This is a genomic window from Burkholderia sp. Bp9143, assembly GCF_003853645.1.
Classification (GTDB): Bacteria; Pseudomonadota; Gammaproteobacteria; order Burkholderiales; family Burkholderiaceae; genus Burkholderia.
Map to the genome: position 1 here is coordinate 1 of NZ_QTPO01000093.1, position 13,753 is coordinate 13,753.

Genomic DNA, 13,753 nt, shown 5'->3' on the forward strand with positions numbered 1-13,753 from the left:
GAATCTGCGTTTTACCCCCGCTTCTGCTGGCGCCATTACGCCGCCCATCCCTGGCTCCTTTACGCCGCCCGTTGACACCACCGGCAAGACTGGTGTCCACACAATTCGTCATCTGTTGAACGACGGGCATGCGGTTCGAGCCTTCGTCCACCAGGAAGACGAACGCAGCGCGGCGCTTCGCGCTCAGGGCGCCGAAGTCGTCGTCGGCGATCTGCTCGAGCATGACGATGTACTACGCGCACTGGACGGCGTGACGGGTGCCTACCTGTGCTATCCCGTGCGGCCGGGCTACATCCAGGCGACGGCGTATTTCGCGGACGCGGCGCGGCGCGCGGGCGTCGAAGTGCTCGTGGAGATGTCGCAGATTTCCGCACGAGAAGACTCGAAGAGTCACGCGGCACGCAATCACTGGATTGCCGAACGCGTTCTCGACTGGTCTGGGGTGCCCACGGTTCACATCCGTCCGACGTTCTTCTCCGAATGGCTGATTTTCCCGTGGGTGCTCGATACCATCGTCAACGAAGGAAAGATCACCCTTCCCTACGGTAACGGACGCCATGCGCCGATCGCCGCGGAAGACCAGGCGCGCTTCATCGCCACCGTGCTCACGCAACCGTCCGGCCACCTTGGCAAGACTTACGAACTCTGTGGCCCGGTCGAACTCGACCATCAGGGGATCGCGGATGAAATCAGCAAGGTCATCGATAGGAAGATCGTTTATAGCCCGGCGACGCTCGACGAATATCGCGAACACCTGCAAAAGTACGATCTGCCGGAATTTGTGATCCAGCACTTCGTCGAAGTTGCCATCGACTACCAGAACGGCGTCTTCAAGGGCCAAGACAGCATCATCGAGCAAGTCACGGGAAAGCCACCGCAAACGATTGAAGAGTTTGTCCGTACCCACCGGCAGCTTTTCGCTGCTTGACGGTTACTGCGCGGTTCATCCCGGATCGCACCCCTCTTCATGCTGGGACGCAAGAGCGCGCGTGCGCCCGAGGCCCAGCATGCTTGCCGCGTTTAATCAATGTGCTCTACCCATACAGGAGCTGAAAAATGAAGATCAAGGATTCAGTGGTGTTCGTGACGGGAGCAAGTCGCGGCCTCGGCCTAGCATTTGCCCGCGAGGCACTGGCTCGAGGGGCTGCAAAAGTCTATGCAGGTGTCCGCAACCCGGAAGGCTTCAGCGAGTCCGGCATCATTCCGGTCAAGCTTGATGTCACGGATCCGGGTTCCATCATTGCAGCTGCAGAGGCTGCATCCGACGTCACCCTGCTCATTAACAACGCCGGGATCGCCGAAATAGTCGGTTCGCCGTTTTCGGAGGAGACGGAAGACCAGGCGCGACGCCTCTTCGAGACGAACTACTACGGCCTCATGCGGACGACTCGCGCGTTCCAGTCATCGCTTCCCGGCAATGGCACGGCCGGCATCATTAACGTGCTGTCTGATGTCACGTGGAGAGCCGTGCCGACACTTACACCGTATTCGGCGTCGAAGGCAGCGGCGTGGAGCTATACGAACAACATCCGGATCCAGCTCAAAGCGCGAGACATCCAGGTGATCGGCCTGCACGTCGGATTTGTGGATACGGATCTCACAAAGGGTTTCGACGTTCCGAAATCGGATCCCTTGGATGTCGTCCGTCAGGCCTACGACGCCCTCGAAGCAGGTGAAAGTGAAGTCCTGGCCGACGCTGGCACACGCGCTCTGAAGCAAACGCTCTCCGCCAGGGTTCCGGGGTACGTCGATCCCGAGATCCTCGAGGCGAGGCATGCTTGAACGGCACCGCTTCTATACGGACACGGCCCGATGACGCAGGCTGCGCCGCAGTGTCGAACCGGCGGCACGCGGATATCCAAAAATAAAATCTAGGAACTCCCCATTCGTTTTTCGAGGATTTTCCCTTTGAAATCAATGGGGTCACTATACAACCTGCATCGACCTCCCCCACAAATACCAGAAAAATCCTTTGGAATCAACGAAGGCACTATACAACTTTATTTTTGCTCAACAAAGATTGATATCTTCAACGCGCGCAATTCCTTTCTCCGTTTTCCGTTGTCAAATGTGCTGGGTACGTCTCGCCGGCTCGTCGGCAGCGATCAGCCGTGAGACTTCTAGGGCGTCTGCCAAAGGCAACTCAATAGCCATACCGTTGCTCTCCACGACATATGAGACGCGTCCCGACCACCACACCAGACGATGGACGCGTGAACCTAGCATTTCAACTTGCCGCAAAGCGTCCGTTTCGAGCGTCCAACTCTCGGGTTGCTCGTCCTCAAACGCCACAAAGGTCAAGTTTCCGATCGATACCGTTTGCATTTCGCGCCTCCTTTCCGATACGTCAGCCGCACTGTTCGTACGGCTCCCAGCGAACCGTTGTCACGTTGCCTCCGCCGTGTCTTCTGCCCCACGTTCAATCACCGGTGAGCGTATCGCCAGCGACGTCCAATGCAGCCGCGCATACTCACCAAGCCGCGCCGCAGCGTCAAGCACAAACCGATTACCCTCAATCCGAGCGACGCCAGCGTCGAGGAGCCGGTGCAGATCAGCCCTGAGCAGAACGCCATCGGTCACCCGGTTGTCGAAACGCCAGTTACGCCCCGGTAGATGTGCGGCCTCCAAGGCCGCCTTGATCGCCGCCCCGGAAACCGCACACTGCCATCCGTAGTGCTTTCCGAGTCGCAGGCGGAAGGCCGCCTGCTTCATGCGACGCTCCACCTCGATAGTGACTTTCTTCGAGGCGGGGCTCGTGTCATCCCCATCCGCCCGGTCCGATGCCGCGCTGCCGCCCGATGAAGATGCGAGGTTCTGCAGACTCACTTCGACGTCCATCACCACCTGCACGCAATCCGCACCCTCGACCAGTCGGTCATCCTCGAACCACAGCGTCGCCGATTTGGTATTGCGCGCGCGTTGCGGCCAGCCTGCCATCTGGTGATGGTAGGCGACGGACACGTCGTCGATCGCCACCACTACCCAATTTGCGATTAGTCCGCTCGCCATATGAATGAACAGCGCATGGGTTGCGCCCAGCGTCCGGACACTCGCCACGCGCTCGTCCACGAATTGCAGAAAGCGGGCATCCGGGATGTCACTATCGTGCTCCCCGCCGAAAAGACCAAACTGCACGGCCGAGTACCTCTGTTCACCGGTCCAGCCCAGCTTCAGCCAGAAACACAGCGATTGCCCTGACTGGTCCAGCGCGTCGATGAGCTTCACCTGTCCGCGTCTGCGGATCGCGACCGCGCTGAAGCCGTGAGCCGTCAGCACCGCCGGCACCAGGGCGAGCGCCAGTTCCTCGTTCTCGTAGGACTGGGGAGAACGTGCCTGCCTTTTCGACATGATTCACTTCCCTTGGGTCAAACACCTGCTGCTGACTTCGGGTGCATTGACCGACGCAGCTTGAGCAGGCATGTACCCGTTTTCCGTCGGTTAAGTCGCCTTGCCGCAAGGCACCGAAATAAGCGGGGTGCCAACTGTCCGATGGGCGAACTCGATCATCATTTCGCTCAGGGTATTCGCGTAGCGGCCATAGTTGTCGATGGCGCGAAAGAGCGCATCCCAGGCTTCCGACTCCGCATCTGCAATGACAATCTCTGAGTCGTTGCCGCCATGGTGTTTGGTCCCGTTGCGCACGGCGTTCAAGAACGTGCCGACTTCCTTCTCGGTGCGATCTATCCCACGAGCCTTGAGGATTTCGACGATAGCGTCCATCGTCTTTTCGCGTGCGGTTCGATCCTGCGGATATACCGTGGACGAGCCGGAACGTCGCCTTTTGAGCAACCCAGCAATTACCTCTTCGGCGGCCGACGCTAGGTGGAGGACCGAAAACCTGTCACCCTCATCGAGATAAATCTCGATCGCCGTATCGAGCATCGAGCGCGCGATTTCGATCTTCTTGTACTCCTTGACGATGCGCTCCATGTCTTTTTCCTATTTCGCCTCAGTCTGGCCCTGCGCTGCGTGCGCGAGAGCCGCCCGAGCCTTTCCGAGCGCATCCTTAAATACCGCTAACTGTTGCGCGCGCAGATCCATGTGACGTTCCAAGAATGACTGCTCATCCAAAGGTAGTTGCAGCTCTCGACGCATGGCGAATAAAGCCGGCGGAAACAGCGGGCTGAGCAGTTCGAGCTGCTTAGCAAGCAGCTCATTGGCTTCGAGTTGCTTCAAATCCCGACTCTGGATTACATTTCCACGTTCTGTCAGCGCTTTATTTATCTCGTTCATGTGCTGCGTGAAATGTCCTCGAGCTGCTGTCCATATCTCTGCGCTCTTCTCACCTTTGGCGACCAGGTCTTGTTGGACTTTGATCCACGAATCGCGCAGCCCCTCGTGAATTGCGATGTACCTGTCCAGTTCAGCCAAGCGATTCTGGTATTGCTGCAACGTTCCCCGTTGAAGCGAGAGATCCGTAAATGCGGCACCTAAGCCTGCGCTGAGTTGCTGGCAGGCTGTAACGGTCTCTTGGGCACCAACCACGGCCACCTTGGCAAACGTTGCGTTGCTTGCTTGAAAACGCTCCACGACAGTCGCAACGGACATCTCTAGATTGGTCACTGCGCCGATCGAGGATTGCATCACCAACCCTGCCTCGACGGCGGGCAGAAAAACGTCACGTCGCAGCGCCATCTCCCGCTCGCGGTCGCGCTGCGCTGCAGCATGCCCGAGTTCGTCTCGCTTGAGCCGCCTGTTATGCCAGTTCGAGAAGAGGACACCAAGCAACGTAATAACGGACCCCACCACGCCGCTGACGACATTGCCGAACACGGTTGCCGGCAATCCCGCAATCGTCGGAGCAGCGGACGGTACGCTGGGCAGGGCGTGCGTGAGCGCAGTCATCGTGAACACGTAATCTGGCGGCATAATCGTCATTGGACTTGTCCCGTTTTCCTTGGTCGCTGCGATCTACTTTTGATCGACTTCAATGCGCTGGTTTGGGTCGGCCCTCAACGCCGGACGCTTGAGCATCGGATCGCCGGCCTGAAGGCAATAAAACTCAATCTCTGCCTCGCCGCAGCCACCATGCAGTGCGCACTCGCTCGATTGCTCGTGCTGCAGTAGTATCTCCTTGCCTTGCGATGTGCAGAATGCGTTTGCTTCCTGCAATGCTTGCCCCTTTGCTGACGCAGGCCCACCGAGGGGCACGCGCGTCGAGATAGCGTACGTGTCCGGCCCGATCTTTATCGGCCCGGTGTCGGTGCACGCCGTCAGCGTCAAAGCAGCAAGGCCACACGGGACGATTGCACATTTGAGCATATTATTTTCCGAGCGGTTAGGCGACAGTCTGTTTCTGGATGGAGCGTGTCGTGTCGAGGCCGCGCAGGTTAGTATGCTCGGTGACTGTGTATCTGGCGATCACCTTGCCCTCGGGAGTGACCTCTTCATACTCGTCGATTTCCGTCTGCCCCATCGTGCCTTTTGTGCGCGAGCGCACGTAGCGCAATTCATTGACGGAGGCGACTCCCAGTTCTTCTTTCAGGTCCATAGTTCGTTCTCGTTGAGCCGGCTGGGCCGGCGCTTCCTTAGTGCCGGCGCATTGGCGTTTTCCGCCGTTCGCTACTGCCTCTTGGTAACTTGCTCGACCCACGTGATCAAACGGCCGAGCATCGTGTTGCGCTTCATATACTCGCGCTTCTCCGCAGGTGTATATCGGGCCTAAGCGGTTCGCGTGGGCGCTGCAGGACTGCCGCAACGACGAGCGCGAGAAGAACACCGCAGAGTGCCGCTATCTGTCGGCTACCCATCGCACCTTCCCAATTTTCCGTGGCGTGAATGGTTAAAGGGCGCTGAGCAAGAACGACGTAGCGCCGAGCGCAGCCGCGACAGCGCTCCAGCAGGCTGCAATTCGGTTGAGCTCCGCCGCGGTAACAATCTCTGCTCCAACTTCAAGTAGGCCAACCGGTCCCACCGGCTTACCTGTCGTCTTATCGATCTTAGGTAGTTTCGTCTGCGAGGCCTTATACCAGTACAGCGCGCCCAACAACGCCGCAAGCGCTGCCAGTACATTGATGACCGCGAGCACGATCTTCATCGTCCGTTTTCCTAGTCATGTTGTTCACATTGCCCGGCCCCTTTGTGGGGAGTTGTCGCAACGACAACACTTGTGGCCGGAGCCAACAACTTCTCGGCGATTTCTCTCACGAGAGATATCGCTCGATCTGCTTCCTCCTGCGCCAACCGTATCGGTTGCACAAGATCCAACGAGAGCAATGCTTTCTCGTGTACGAGGTCTTTCCGCACTGCGCGGAACCGCTTGACTCGCTCCAGTAACTCAGAATCGGCGATGCCGAGCTTTTGCAATCGATCCTCGTAGCTCTTCCGATCAATTTTGATCGCTTCGTCGCGGCCGAAGCGACGTTGGAGCGAAATAAAAATGAGACCTTCAAGGTACATGCCTGCAAAAACGACCGCGATAACCGCGTTCTTGAACGACTGGCGATCCCGAGTCCAGTGAATCACATGGCCAGAACTTCCATCTTCGTTCGGTGTCATCGATCGGCTTAGGTCTAACCGCATAGCGGCATGAGCCTCTCGCGCGATAGCCCAGTACACGTCGATGTTCGTGAATACCTCCACTCGCCCTCTCCCTCGCTCAGCGGAACCCACGACACTCTCCACGCGTTCGTTTCAACGGACGTGATCGATTATTCCTATCCGGCTTTTTTCAGACGGCAGGAACCACCGTTACGGAGTAGGCTCCGCCCATCTTCGGCGATTTCCCGCAAACGATGAGGGCGCCGTCCGACGCACGGAACTCGTACGTCTGAAAATCAGGCGAGAAGTCGAGATGGAAGTTCCCCGCCGTCAGACTTCCCGTCTCTCCCAGACGTATCTTTCCATCGTCGTATCCGTTGCGAATGAAACGCACCGTGGTGGTGTCAACGACAGTTCCGCAATTCGATGTGTACGACACCTGTCCATGAAATTCACAGTTGCCGTAGGGATCGACATTGACACTATCTCGGTCGGACCAAAAGTCGACAAAATCCTTCATTTCTGCGTGAGCATTCATTGTTTTCCGTTTTTCCAACCTATCAACGATTTCCAAGTACTGCGGTGATATTCTCGACCCCGGCCGCCGAGAACACGGCCGGCCCAAGATGCATCACGTGTCCGTTCACGTGCTTCCTGAATGACGCAACCACGGGAACGACTCGGTGCGGGATCTTCGCTGCGGCAGAGACATTCCAGTCGCTATCGAACACTACTGCGATCAGGAAGTCAAAATGCGCTCCAGCCAAGTCTCGAACAGGACTCATCTGCGTCGACGGGTTCGTGGGGGTCACTCGGCGCGCCTTTATTTCGTACCTCACCTTCTGCGCATCTATCGCGTCGTATCCCTTGCACGATTTCCCTGCAAGCTCCAGTCCCAATCTGGAAGAGACTAGCCATTCCGCGTAGTCGCCCGTCGGGTTGTTGCCAGACCGAAGAACGCCGCGTCGCTGCAGCTCCGCGATTACAATGCAATGCGTGGCGAGGAGGTTGGCGATCGACAGTTTCGACAAATCGACGCTGCCTGTAGCAGCAACGGGCGCTTGGCGATCCATTTGCTTCCCCCCGTTTTCCGTGGCCTATTTCACTCGGCCGTAGTTCAGCCCGTATTCATACTCGGCGTGCGACAGCTGGCTGACAACCAGAGCCTTCTCCGCGGCCACCAGGGCGAGTCTGAGAAAGCCGGAGCGCACGGCGATGCGAGCGTAGTCGAATTCTTGCTGTTCCCACGGCCCGATTGCTCCCTCGCGTTCCGCTTCCATAGCCTGCTGGCACTCAGCGATTACGTTCAGTACTTCCTGTTCACGCCCGTCGTAGCCCTCGGCTACCAGTTCAAGGCATTCGGCAATCGACTGCATCTGTTCTTCGTACATGGTCGAGATCTCCTTTCTTGCCCTCGTCGCCGACGCCGGCCGGCTTTTATATCAGTACCCGGTCGTCGTGCAGTTCAGTTGATTACCAAAAGCAGAACAGTTGGTGTTCTGAATTCGCGGAGGTTGGATGACTGGCGGAGGGGGCACGTACGCTGGTTTCATATTCGACAGCAGCTGCAGTGCAAGAGCACGCCGCTCTCGCTGCGCCGCCTCTTCGGTGGCTTCTCGCTGCGCTTCAACTGCAGCCTCTTGCGCTGCCGCAGTTCGCCGCTGAGTCTCGATGCTGGCTTGTTGGGCTTGCTCGTTAGCCTGATCCCGCGTCCGTTCTGCCTGTAGCGTCTGGTTAGCCCTGGCAATGCGCTCCCGGTACTCGTCGTCGCTGGCCTGCCGTTGTTCGTTGAATTGTGCGTATGTCAGCTTCCCACTGTAGAGCTTTGCCACGAGCGCTTCGAGCGCATGCATGCTTTCGTCAATCAGCGCAGAAACGACTGGAGCATAGTTCGCTGAGCGGAAGTCATGCCCGAGGTCGAAGCATTTTTCACCTTCCTTCACCCACACGCTAAGTGCTCCTTTTTCACCCTTGGTCGGCCGATGTTCGTCCGATAGCATCGCCAAATCCGGGTGAGCGCCAATCTTCATCACGACCTTGCCCTGAATCGGCGCGAGAGCGGGATTGCTCGCCAGCGCGCCGAAACAGGCGATTGACGGGTCACCATCAGCCCAAGCCGTTGAAACCCCAACTGCCAATGTCAGCCCCGCCAGCGACCGCAGTATGTGTTGCCTCATAGACATAGTCCACCCCGTTCGTGCGTTTCTCTTTCCGTGTTCGTCTTCCGTGGCTTCAAGCCAACGGCACGACTTCGAGCTGGCCGTTATCACGGTTTAGCGCAAGCCGTCATCGAGGCATGTCCGGAACGTCAACGACGATGGCGATCCCAGCCTCAAGCTTGCGCTTGAGATCGTCAGAAGTGCTTTGCGCGCCCCCTCCGCTGCAAGCACTCGTCGCAGCTGCGCTTCGTCGTCGAACTGTGCGACTTGAGGTTCTGTGTTCATCGAGTCGGTCATTTTCCACTTTTCCTATTCGTGCCCGCGCAGTTGCTCAAGCGAATCACCCAGCACATCAGCCGCGCTCGCGTGCAGCTCGGCCGCCGCGTCGTCCAGATCGACACCCGAGGGCATCTTGCGCGACTCGGCCGAGTCACGCAGGACGTTGATCGCGAGGCGCAGCGCGTCAGCAAGGGCGAGATCTGGCATAGTAGCTTTCCGTCTTCAAAAATCGATCGCGTCGAACGGGACATCAATCCCGTGGTGTTGGAGAACAGCCTCCCGAAACACGTGCCATTCCACCTCTCCGGCCGGCTCATGCGTGCAATGCAGGCACTGATCGCCGCCCGCCAACTGCTCCGTCACGGTTCGATGCACATCGATCCCAAATCGCTTGCTGAAGCGGCCCACGCACGATCCGTCGTGTGCAGTTACCCACACGGTATCGCCCCTCGATGACACGTCAATGCTGTGAGGCTTCGCCACGCTCTCGTCCCCCTATCGAACCGTTCCGTTCTTGCAGTGACAGCACCACATTCCCTTGCTCGCGCTGGACAGAGCCGGACGGCCGCAATGCGGGCAGCGGATCGTGATCGCTCCGAGGTTCATCAATTTTTCCTGTGTTATTAGACGCGATGCTTTTCGTACGACAGCACTTCGAACCCGGACGGATTATCCTGAAACCGTTTCTCGCACTCGCTGTCCTGACCGACAGGGCAGTTTGACATATCGTGGTCGATATCGCGGAACCCGAAACGGACAATCGAGGAGCCGCCATGAAAGGTGGCTTTTGCCACCCCAGGGGCAACGATTTGTACGTTAGCTCCCCGTACATGCTCTCGCTTTTCCACTTCTGACCGGACTTGCCATTTCGCAATGCTGTCAGTCAGGATGTGTACGTCCTTGCTCAACGACAAATCAGCCAGACAGGCATCGTTAAACGACGTGCCTCGCGGGACGCGAATAGTGTCACCGGGATTTCCAGCGAAAACTAGCGGCTTTCCTTTCGGGTCTTTCGCCACACAGCCAGGTGCATGAACGTCGAGTACCACGTCTGCTAGAGCCCGTTGCGCGAATACGGCAGCACTCGCCAGCGCGAGCTTGAAGACCGTTTTTTTCATGGAGCGATTTTCCTATCTCGCCGCGGAGTAAGCGCGCAAGGCGTTTCCGGCCGCGTGCTCATACCTCCACGCCAAATCCGGACCGTCCTCGCAGGATAGCGCGATGATGGTAGCCAGATGCGGCACCGCGCTCCGTCCCGTCTCGCCCGCCTCAGCCGCCTGCAGCTCGAACACTACAGCCTCGGCTGTTTGCTCGTAATCCTGCCAGCGGAACGCGTTGCCACGTGCGTCGCCTGGACGCTCCGGCTCCTCTCCACAGGCGGCGCAAATGGCCCGAGCCACCGCTGCGCATATTTGTTCTTGACGGCCATCCATCAGGTCTTTCCCCTTGCGCCAGCCACGCCGGCGTTTTCCTTGTTGTTACCCTCGCTCGCTCACGCGGTTCCATGACCGGTATTTCCATGGGACCACATCTTCAAGCGCTGTGATCTTTGGATACGGCATATCTGCTTCGAGCGTCCCGGTGACGCTGTATGCTGCCGCAATCCTGCGCGCAAGGATCGCCGTGCGTTCCTGCGGGATGAACGCCCACGGAGTTACCGGCCAGCGTGGATTTACACACAGGTCCCGGACCAAAGCTGCCCGAAGCGCGGGCCAATGGGATTTCCACTCCAACAACCGGGCAGCGAGGTCCGACAGCCCGGTGGCATACGAAATCTCACATAGAAAGACATGCTCTTCACGTAGATTTACTGCAACCGCATCGCAATACCAGTGCGGGCCAGTCCGATCAGGATTCGCGCCCGGATTCAACTGAATGCAACACTCCGCGTTTATGAATGTCGCCCGGTCAGCGCGCAAATAGTCGGTCACGACGCCCTGATAGTAGTCCATAGTTACGTCCGCTTTTCTTAAACCGGTTCATTGGGCAACCACATGAGCGCGCCGTCGCGCTCAGCGCCGGCGATCGCAGTCCAAGTGCGACCGTCTTCGGCGATCGCGATGCAGCCCGGTTGCCAGTGATCGGGGTTCCGCAACTCATTCACCCAGCTCTGCACTGCGTCGTTGAATATCACGACGACTCCACCACGTCCGACGTAGCCGCGCTCTTCCCGCCAACGTCGCGCCACTTCGATGGGTTCCATCGCAATCCACCTGTTTTCCTAGTCCAACCGGTTGAGGATCTCGATTTCGAACCCTTCCGGCCAACCGTCTCGGTGGACTCGCAACGCATCCTCGGCAATCAACTCGGGCACCACGTCCGTGTAGTCCTCATCGCGTGGCGTAATCATCACAATCGCACTCGGCATGCCCTTCGCACCTGCGATTTGACTCGCCAACCGTTTCAATTCATCGGTCCATTCTCGAACCTGTCGATCAAGAACCTGCTTCTCGTCAATCCGCTCAGTCATGGTATCGATTTCCTATTCAATGATCGTTTGCAGCCGAGCCAGCGCATCTTCAACCACCTCGGCCGGCGCCCGCTCGATCTTGCGCGCGCCACGCGCATCCAGATCGAGCATGCGAACCATGTTCACCAAGGCCACCCCTTGCGTTTCGGTGCCCGAGCCGGAGAGCGGCACGGCGAATCCAGCGAAGCGCGCAAACTCGCCCCCTTGCGTGATCGGCGCAACGAGAGCCACCCCCAATGCATTGAACGCAGCCGGAGACAGTACAAGAGCGGGACGAAAATCACCCTGCTGCTCGCGCCCGACGGTCGGGTTCAGATTCACGCGCACAATGTCGCCCCGATCGAATTTGACCCGCCTCACCATGCTTCACGACCTACCGGCTTGACCTCGCCCCATGCAGCCATGTCCGCCGGGAAAGGCGCTTTTGCATCACACTGAGCGACCAGATCGTCCAGTGCGTACTTGCGGCGAGCAGGGGTCAGCAATACGCCATCCGGGCGCACGTCCGCGTTGAGGGAGCCGCCGACCGAGGCGTGCATCTGCTCAAGCAACACGGCGGGCAGGCGAACCGCCGCACTGTTGCCCCATTTCTGAATTTTGAGTTCCATCGCGCCTCTCCGAATGTTGATCCATTGTAGAAACAGCGATGCGAGACGTCAAGAAAAATGTATCTACTTTGGATATACGTCGTTCGAGGGTGAAGCGCTCTGCATGCACGTCAATTTATCGGCGAGGCGAGGCCAATCCTGAATGGGTCCAGTGATGCGAATGCCAGAGGCATTCGCGCGGCAGCCGGACATGACCCCAGCAGTCAAATCGCGTCCTCCAAGATGCGACAAGCTAAGTCCACCGTCGCCATGATCAGCGGCACCGAGATTGCCACTCTCGCAGAAGTCGCAATTGAACTTACGCCCGACGTTGTCGTACTGGCAGCCAGGACGGGAGACCAGAGGAAGCTGAACGGAAAGGTGCGAGATCTGCAAGGTCTGATTCCCGCGCACATCGAGGCGCGCGGCCTACTCTCTGACTGGAACGAGGAACCATCCATCTACTTGCCATAGTCGTTGGGGGTATCCGCATTTCATGGCTGATCTCGTCTTGTGCGGTGCAATGTATCGTGTGAGGTGGTCGGATGAGGGTCGCCGAACGGCCACGAAGGGTCGTCCGCCACCTCCGTTACGTAGCCACTCGAGCGGCGGCTATGCATCAATCAACGGACCTTCACATTGGGATGGCATCCGACAAGTCATCGGCCATATCTTTGGATGCAGTACATTGCCCGCGAGGAATCTGCCCGACACAGTTCTCGCGATGCGACCTTACTCAACCGGCTGAAATTGGCAGCGAGGGACGAAAAGGTCCACACCTACAAGCTCGCGAGCGCCGGCTTCACAACGACGCTCGTGATAAATCCGCGTGGTCAAAGAATGGGTCTCGCGTTCCAGTGACTATACGCATTCCTAGTGTAAGAGCGGCGAGGAGCTTGTCTGCAGTCCGCTCAGTCATCAGCAACTGTTCGATGAAAAACACATTATGGAAGAGGAGCCCGTCGTAGAGGTCCACCTTTGAGTCAGCATCGACGAGCTCAGAGAACTCTTGCGACCGTGTCGCGAGCAACTTTAGCGCTACGTTGACCTCCTCCATGTCGGCCGCCTGACCTGAGCTGATGTCAACGCGCGGCGTCAGTGTCGCGCCCTGTAGCGCGCGCAACATGTTGCGCACCGTATTCGCATCATGAAGCCCACCATGATCTGAGAGGGAAATGACCAATTTCAGTATCCGCCGCCCATTTAAGGCCAGCTCACTGCCGTCAACAAATTTCAGCCGTCCCGTTTTTAGTAACTCGATTTCCTGCTTGGCGAGTTGACACACCGCACTGAAGAGGCCGCGCGATAGGTCCACCGCGAGTTGTAAGTCGTGTCCCGAATTGCTGACCCGCGTCAAAGCCTTCTTCTTGAACTCGCATAGGGCAACTAGCTTGTCGGTTTCAATAATAAGATCGGCATCACCTGATTTTGCGCCCTTCGTGCCCAAATCCCCTCTTCGGCAACGAATGCCAAGTGACATCATTCGAGAGAACATCCGCTCCTCGAACGCTCTTCCCATACGGTTGTTAAGGTTTCGGTCTCTTCCCGATAGCCGAGACAGAAGTCGGGATAGAAAGGCTGGTCCGAGGAATGGTCGTGGCGCAATCCAATATCGGTCGGCTGATGCTTGCACGATTGCGCACTCTCTCGTGTCCGCACTGTGAGCATCGCCCGGTAGCAAGTAGCTCGAGTTTGGATCCTTAAGAGACGGTTTCATAAAGGCTGTTCGGCGCGCCGGAGGGTATTCCAGCAGATCAGGCAGCAACCGAGTTTTAGGA

23 protein-coding genes are annotated in these 13,753 nt (G+C 58.0%); 2 read left to right on the forward strand and 21 right to left on the reverse strand.

The window, feature by feature from the left end; translation table 11 throughout:
* The first annotated feature begins 46 nt into the window (after positions 1 to 46).
* On the forward strand, positions 47 to 928 hold the full coding sequence (locus DIE23_RS38050) for an NAD(P)H-binding protein (protein ID WP_124617966.1): 882 nt from the start codon (positions 47 to 49) through the stop codon (positions 926 to 928).
* A 128-nt stretch (positions 929 to 1,056) separates the two neighbouring features.
* Positions 1,057 to 1,782 (forward strand): SDR family oxidoreductase, encoded by a 726-nt coding sequence (locus tag DIE23_RS38055; protein WP_124617929.1) that lies wholly within the window; start codon positions 1,057 to 1,059, stop codon positions 1,780 to 1,782.
* A 282-nt stretch (positions 1,783 to 2,064) separates the two neighbouring features.
* Here the strand turns inward: DIE23_RS38055 and DIE23_RS38060 are convergent, their stop codons facing one another.
* The 21 genes from DIE23_RS38060 to DIE23_RS38160 form a co-directional block, all read right to left on the reverse strand.
* A complete protein-coding gene (locus DIE23_RS38060; RefSeq protein WP_124617931.1) occupies positions 2,065 to 2,325 on the reverse strand; it encodes a hypothetical protein in 261 nt (86 codons plus the stop codon).
* 60 nt (positions 2,326 to 2,385) lie between these two features.
* Positions 2,386 to 3,348: an HNH endonuclease gene (locus tag DIE23_RS38065; protein WP_124617933.1), complete on the reverse strand. Its 963-nt coding sequence runs from the start codon at positions 3,346 to 3,348 to the stop codon at positions 2,386 to 2,388.
* A gap of 90 nt (positions 3,349 to 3,438) precedes the next feature.
* Positions 3,439 to 3,930: a hypothetical protein gene (locus DIE23_RS38070; RefSeq protein ID WP_124617935.1), complete on the reverse strand. Its 492-nt coding sequence runs from the start codon at positions 3,928 to 3,930 to the stop codon at positions 3,439 to 3,441.
* 9 nt (positions 3,931 to 3,939) lie between these two features.
* Complete coding sequence (locus DIE23_RS38075) at positions 3,940 to 4,878, reverse strand: hypothetical protein (protein WP_124617937.1); 939 nt, start codon at positions 4,876 to 4,878, stop codon at positions 3,940 to 3,942.
* Positions 4,879 to 4,911: 33 nt separating this feature from the next.
* On the reverse strand, positions 4,912 to 5,262 hold the full coding sequence (locus DIE23_RS38080) for a hypothetical protein (RefSeq protein WP_124617940.1): 351 nt from the start codon (positions 5,260 to 5,262) through the stop codon (positions 4,912 to 4,914).
* Between the two features lie 16 nt (positions 5,263 to 5,278).
* Positions 5,279 to 5,491: a hypothetical protein gene (locus DIE23_RS38085; protein WP_124617942.1), complete on the reverse strand. Its 213-nt coding sequence runs from the start codon at positions 5,489 to 5,491 to the stop codon at positions 5,279 to 5,281.
* Positions 5,492 to 5,782: 291 nt separating this feature from the next.
* The gene (locus tag DIE23_RS38090; protein ID WP_124617944.1) at positions 5,783 to 6,037 is read right to left on the reverse strand and encodes a hypothetical protein; all 255 of its coding nucleotides are present in this window, start codon (positions 6,035 to 6,037) and stop codon (positions 5,783 to 5,785) included.
* Between the two features lie 11 nt (positions 6,038 to 6,048).
* Positions 6,049 to 6,498, reverse strand: a complete 450-nt coding sequence (locus DIE23_RS39835) for a hypothetical protein (protein ID WP_185646617.1) — start codon at positions 6,496 to 6,498, stop codon at positions 6,049 to 6,051.
* A 172-nt stretch (positions 6,499 to 6,670) separates the two neighbouring features.
* Positions 6,671 to 7,018, reverse strand: a complete 348-nt coding sequence (locus DIE23_RS38100; RefSeq protein ID WP_012367350.1) for a hypothetical protein — start codon at positions 7,016 to 7,018, stop codon at positions 6,671 to 6,673.
* A 22-nt stretch (positions 7,019 to 7,040) separates the two neighbouring features.
* Entirely contained in the window at positions 7,041 to 7,553 is a 513-nt protein-coding gene (locus DIE23_RS38105; RefSeq protein WP_124617946.1) for a hypothetical protein, read from the reverse strand.
* Positions 7,554 to 7,577: 24 nt separating this feature from the next.
* Positions 7,578 to 7,871 (reverse strand): hypothetical protein, encoded by a 294-nt coding sequence (locus DIE23_RS38110; RefSeq protein ID WP_124617948.1) that lies wholly within the window; start codon positions 7,869 to 7,871, stop codon positions 7,578 to 7,580.
* A gap of 51 nt (positions 7,872 to 7,922) precedes the next feature.
* On the reverse strand, positions 7,923 to 8,657 hold the full coding sequence (locus DIE23_RS38115) for a hypothetical protein (RefSeq protein WP_124617950.1): 735 nt from the start codon (positions 8,655 to 8,657) through the stop codon (positions 7,923 to 7,925).
* Between the two features lie 291 nt (positions 8,658 to 8,948).
* Positions 8,949 to 9,125, reverse strand: a complete 177-nt coding sequence (locus DIE23_RS39840) for a hypothetical protein (RefSeq protein WP_185646618.1) — start codon at positions 9,123 to 9,125, stop codon at positions 8,949 to 8,951.
* A 15-nt stretch (positions 9,126 to 9,140) separates the two neighbouring features.
* On the reverse strand, positions 9,141 to 9,326 hold the full coding sequence (locus DIE23_RS38120; RefSeq protein WP_260436365.1) for a hypothetical protein: 186 nt from the start codon (positions 9,324 to 9,326) through the stop codon (positions 9,141 to 9,143).
* A 215-nt stretch (positions 9,327 to 9,541) separates the two neighbouring features.
* Positions 9,542 to 10,036 (reverse strand): hypothetical protein, encoded by a 495-nt coding sequence (locus DIE23_RS38125; RefSeq protein WP_124617952.1) that lies wholly within the window; start codon positions 10,034 to 10,036, stop codon positions 9,542 to 9,544.
* A gap of 360 nt (positions 10,037 to 10,396) precedes the next feature.
* Positions 10,397 to 10,870 (reverse strand): hypothetical protein, encoded by a 474-nt coding sequence (locus tag DIE23_RS38135; RefSeq protein WP_124617956.1) that lies wholly within the window; start codon positions 10,868 to 10,870, stop codon positions 10,397 to 10,399.
* 17 nt (positions 10,871 to 10,887) lie between these two features.
* Positions 10,888 to 11,121 carry a hypothetical protein gene (locus DIE23_RS38140; protein ID WP_124617958.1) on the reverse strand — a complete coding sequence of 78 codons (234 nt, stop codon included), beginning with the start codon at positions 11,119 to 11,121 and terminating at the stop codon, positions 10,888 to 10,890.
* 18 nt (positions 11,122 to 11,139) lie between these two features.
* Complete coding sequence (locus DIE23_RS38145; RefSeq protein WP_124617960.1) at positions 11,140 to 11,388, reverse strand: hypothetical protein; 249 nt, start codon at positions 11,386 to 11,388, stop codon at positions 11,140 to 11,142.
* A 12-nt stretch (positions 11,389 to 11,400) separates the two neighbouring features.
* Complete coding sequence (locus DIE23_RS38150) at positions 11,401 to 11,751, reverse strand: type II toxin-antitoxin system ChpB family toxin (protein WP_124617962.1); 351 nt, start codon at positions 11,749 to 11,751, stop codon at positions 11,401 to 11,403.
* Positions 11,745 to 11,996, reverse strand: a complete 252-nt coding sequence (locus tag DIE23_RS38155) for an AbrB/MazE/SpoVT family DNA-binding domain-containing protein (protein ID WP_057929862.1) — start codon at positions 11,994 to 11,996, stop codon at positions 11,745 to 11,747. Before DIE23_RS38155 ends, DIE23_RS38150 begins: the two co-directional genes overlap by 7 nt.
* A 781-nt stretch (positions 11,997 to 12,777) precedes the next feature.
* Positions 12,778 to 13,753: hypothetical protein (locus tag DIE23_RS38160; protein ID WP_221623387.1), on the reverse strand; the 976-nt coding region annotated here is incomplete at its 5' end.

Coding starts and splice junctions, on each gene's coding strand:
- DIE23_RS38075 (WP_124617937.1), bottom strand. CDS start 4,878: ATGACGATTATGCCGCCAGATTACGTGTTCACGATGACTGCGCTCACG.
- DIE23_RS38140 (WP_124617958.1), bottom strand. CDS start 11,121: ATGGAACCCATCGAAGTGGCGCGACGTTGGCGGGAAGAGCGCGGCTAC.
- DIE23_RS38070 (WP_124617935.1), bottom strand. CDS start 3,930: ATGGAGCGCATCGTCAAGGAGTACAAGAAGATCGAAATCGCGCGCTCG.
- DIE23_RS38150 (WP_124617962.1), bottom strand. CDS start 11,751: ATGGTGAGGCGGGTCAAATTCGATCGGGGCGACATTGTGCGCGTGAAT.
- DIE23_RS38110 (WP_124617948.1), bottom strand. CDS start 7,871: ATGTACGAAGAACAGATGCAGTCGATTGCCGAATGCCTTGAACTGGTA.
- DIE23_RS38080 (WP_124617940.1), bottom strand. CDS start 5,262: ATGCTCAAATGTGCAATCGTCCCGTGTGGCCTTGCTGCTTTGACGCTG.
- DIE23_RS38125 (WP_124617952.1), bottom strand. CDS start 10,036: ATGAAAAAAACGGTCTTCAAGCTCGCGCTGGCGAGTGCTGCCGTATTC.
- DIE23_RS38065 (WP_124617933.1), bottom strand. CDS start 3,348: ATGTCGAAAAGGCAGGCACGTTCTCCCCAGTCCTACGAGAACGAGGAA.
- DIE23_RS38085 (WP_124617942.1), bottom strand. CDS start 5,491: ATGGACCTGAAAGAAGAACTGGGAGTCGCCTCCGTCAATGAATTGCGC.
- DIE23_RS38155 (WP_057929862.1), bottom strand. CDS start 11,996: ATGGAACTCAAAATTCAGAAATGGGGCAACAGTGCGGCGGTTCGCCTG.
- DIE23_RS38115 (WP_124617950.1), bottom strand. CDS start 8,657: ATGAGGCAACACATACTGCGGTCGCTGGCGGGGCTGACATTGGCAGTT.
- DIE23_RS39835 (WP_185646617.1), bottom strand. CDS start 6,498: ATGACACCGAACGAAGATGGAAGTTCTGGCCATGTGATTCACTGGACT.
- DIE23_RS39840 (WP_185646618.1), bottom strand. CDS start 9,125: ATGCCAGATCTCGCCCTTGCTGACGCGCTGCGCCTCGCGATCAACGTC.
- DIE23_RS38135 (WP_124617956.1), bottom strand. CDS start 10,870: ATGGACTACTATCAGGGCGTCGTGACCGACTATTTGCGCGCTGACCGG.
- DIE23_RS38100 (WP_012367350.1), bottom strand. CDS start 7,018: ATGAATGCTCACGCAGAAATGAAGGATTTTGTCGACTTTTGGTCCGAC.
- DIE23_RS38090 (WP_124617944.1), bottom strand. CDS start 6,037: ATGAAGATCGTGCTCGCGGTCATCAATGTACTGGCAGCGCTTGCGGCG.
- DIE23_RS38145 (WP_124617960.1), bottom strand. CDS start 11,388: ATGACTGAGCGGATTGACGAGAAGCAGGTTCTTGATCGACAGGTTCGA.
- DIE23_RS38055 (WP_124617929.1), top strand. CDS start 1,057: ATGAAGATCAAGGATTCAGTGGTGTTCGTGACGGGAGCAAGTCGCGGC.
- DIE23_RS38060 (WP_124617931.1), bottom strand. CDS start 2,325: ATGCAAACGGTATCGATCGGAAACTTGACCTTTGTGGCGTTTGAGGAC.
- DIE23_RS38105 (WP_124617946.1), bottom strand. CDS start 7,553: ATGGATCGCCAAGCGCCCGTTGCTGCTACAGGCAGCGTCGATTTGTCG.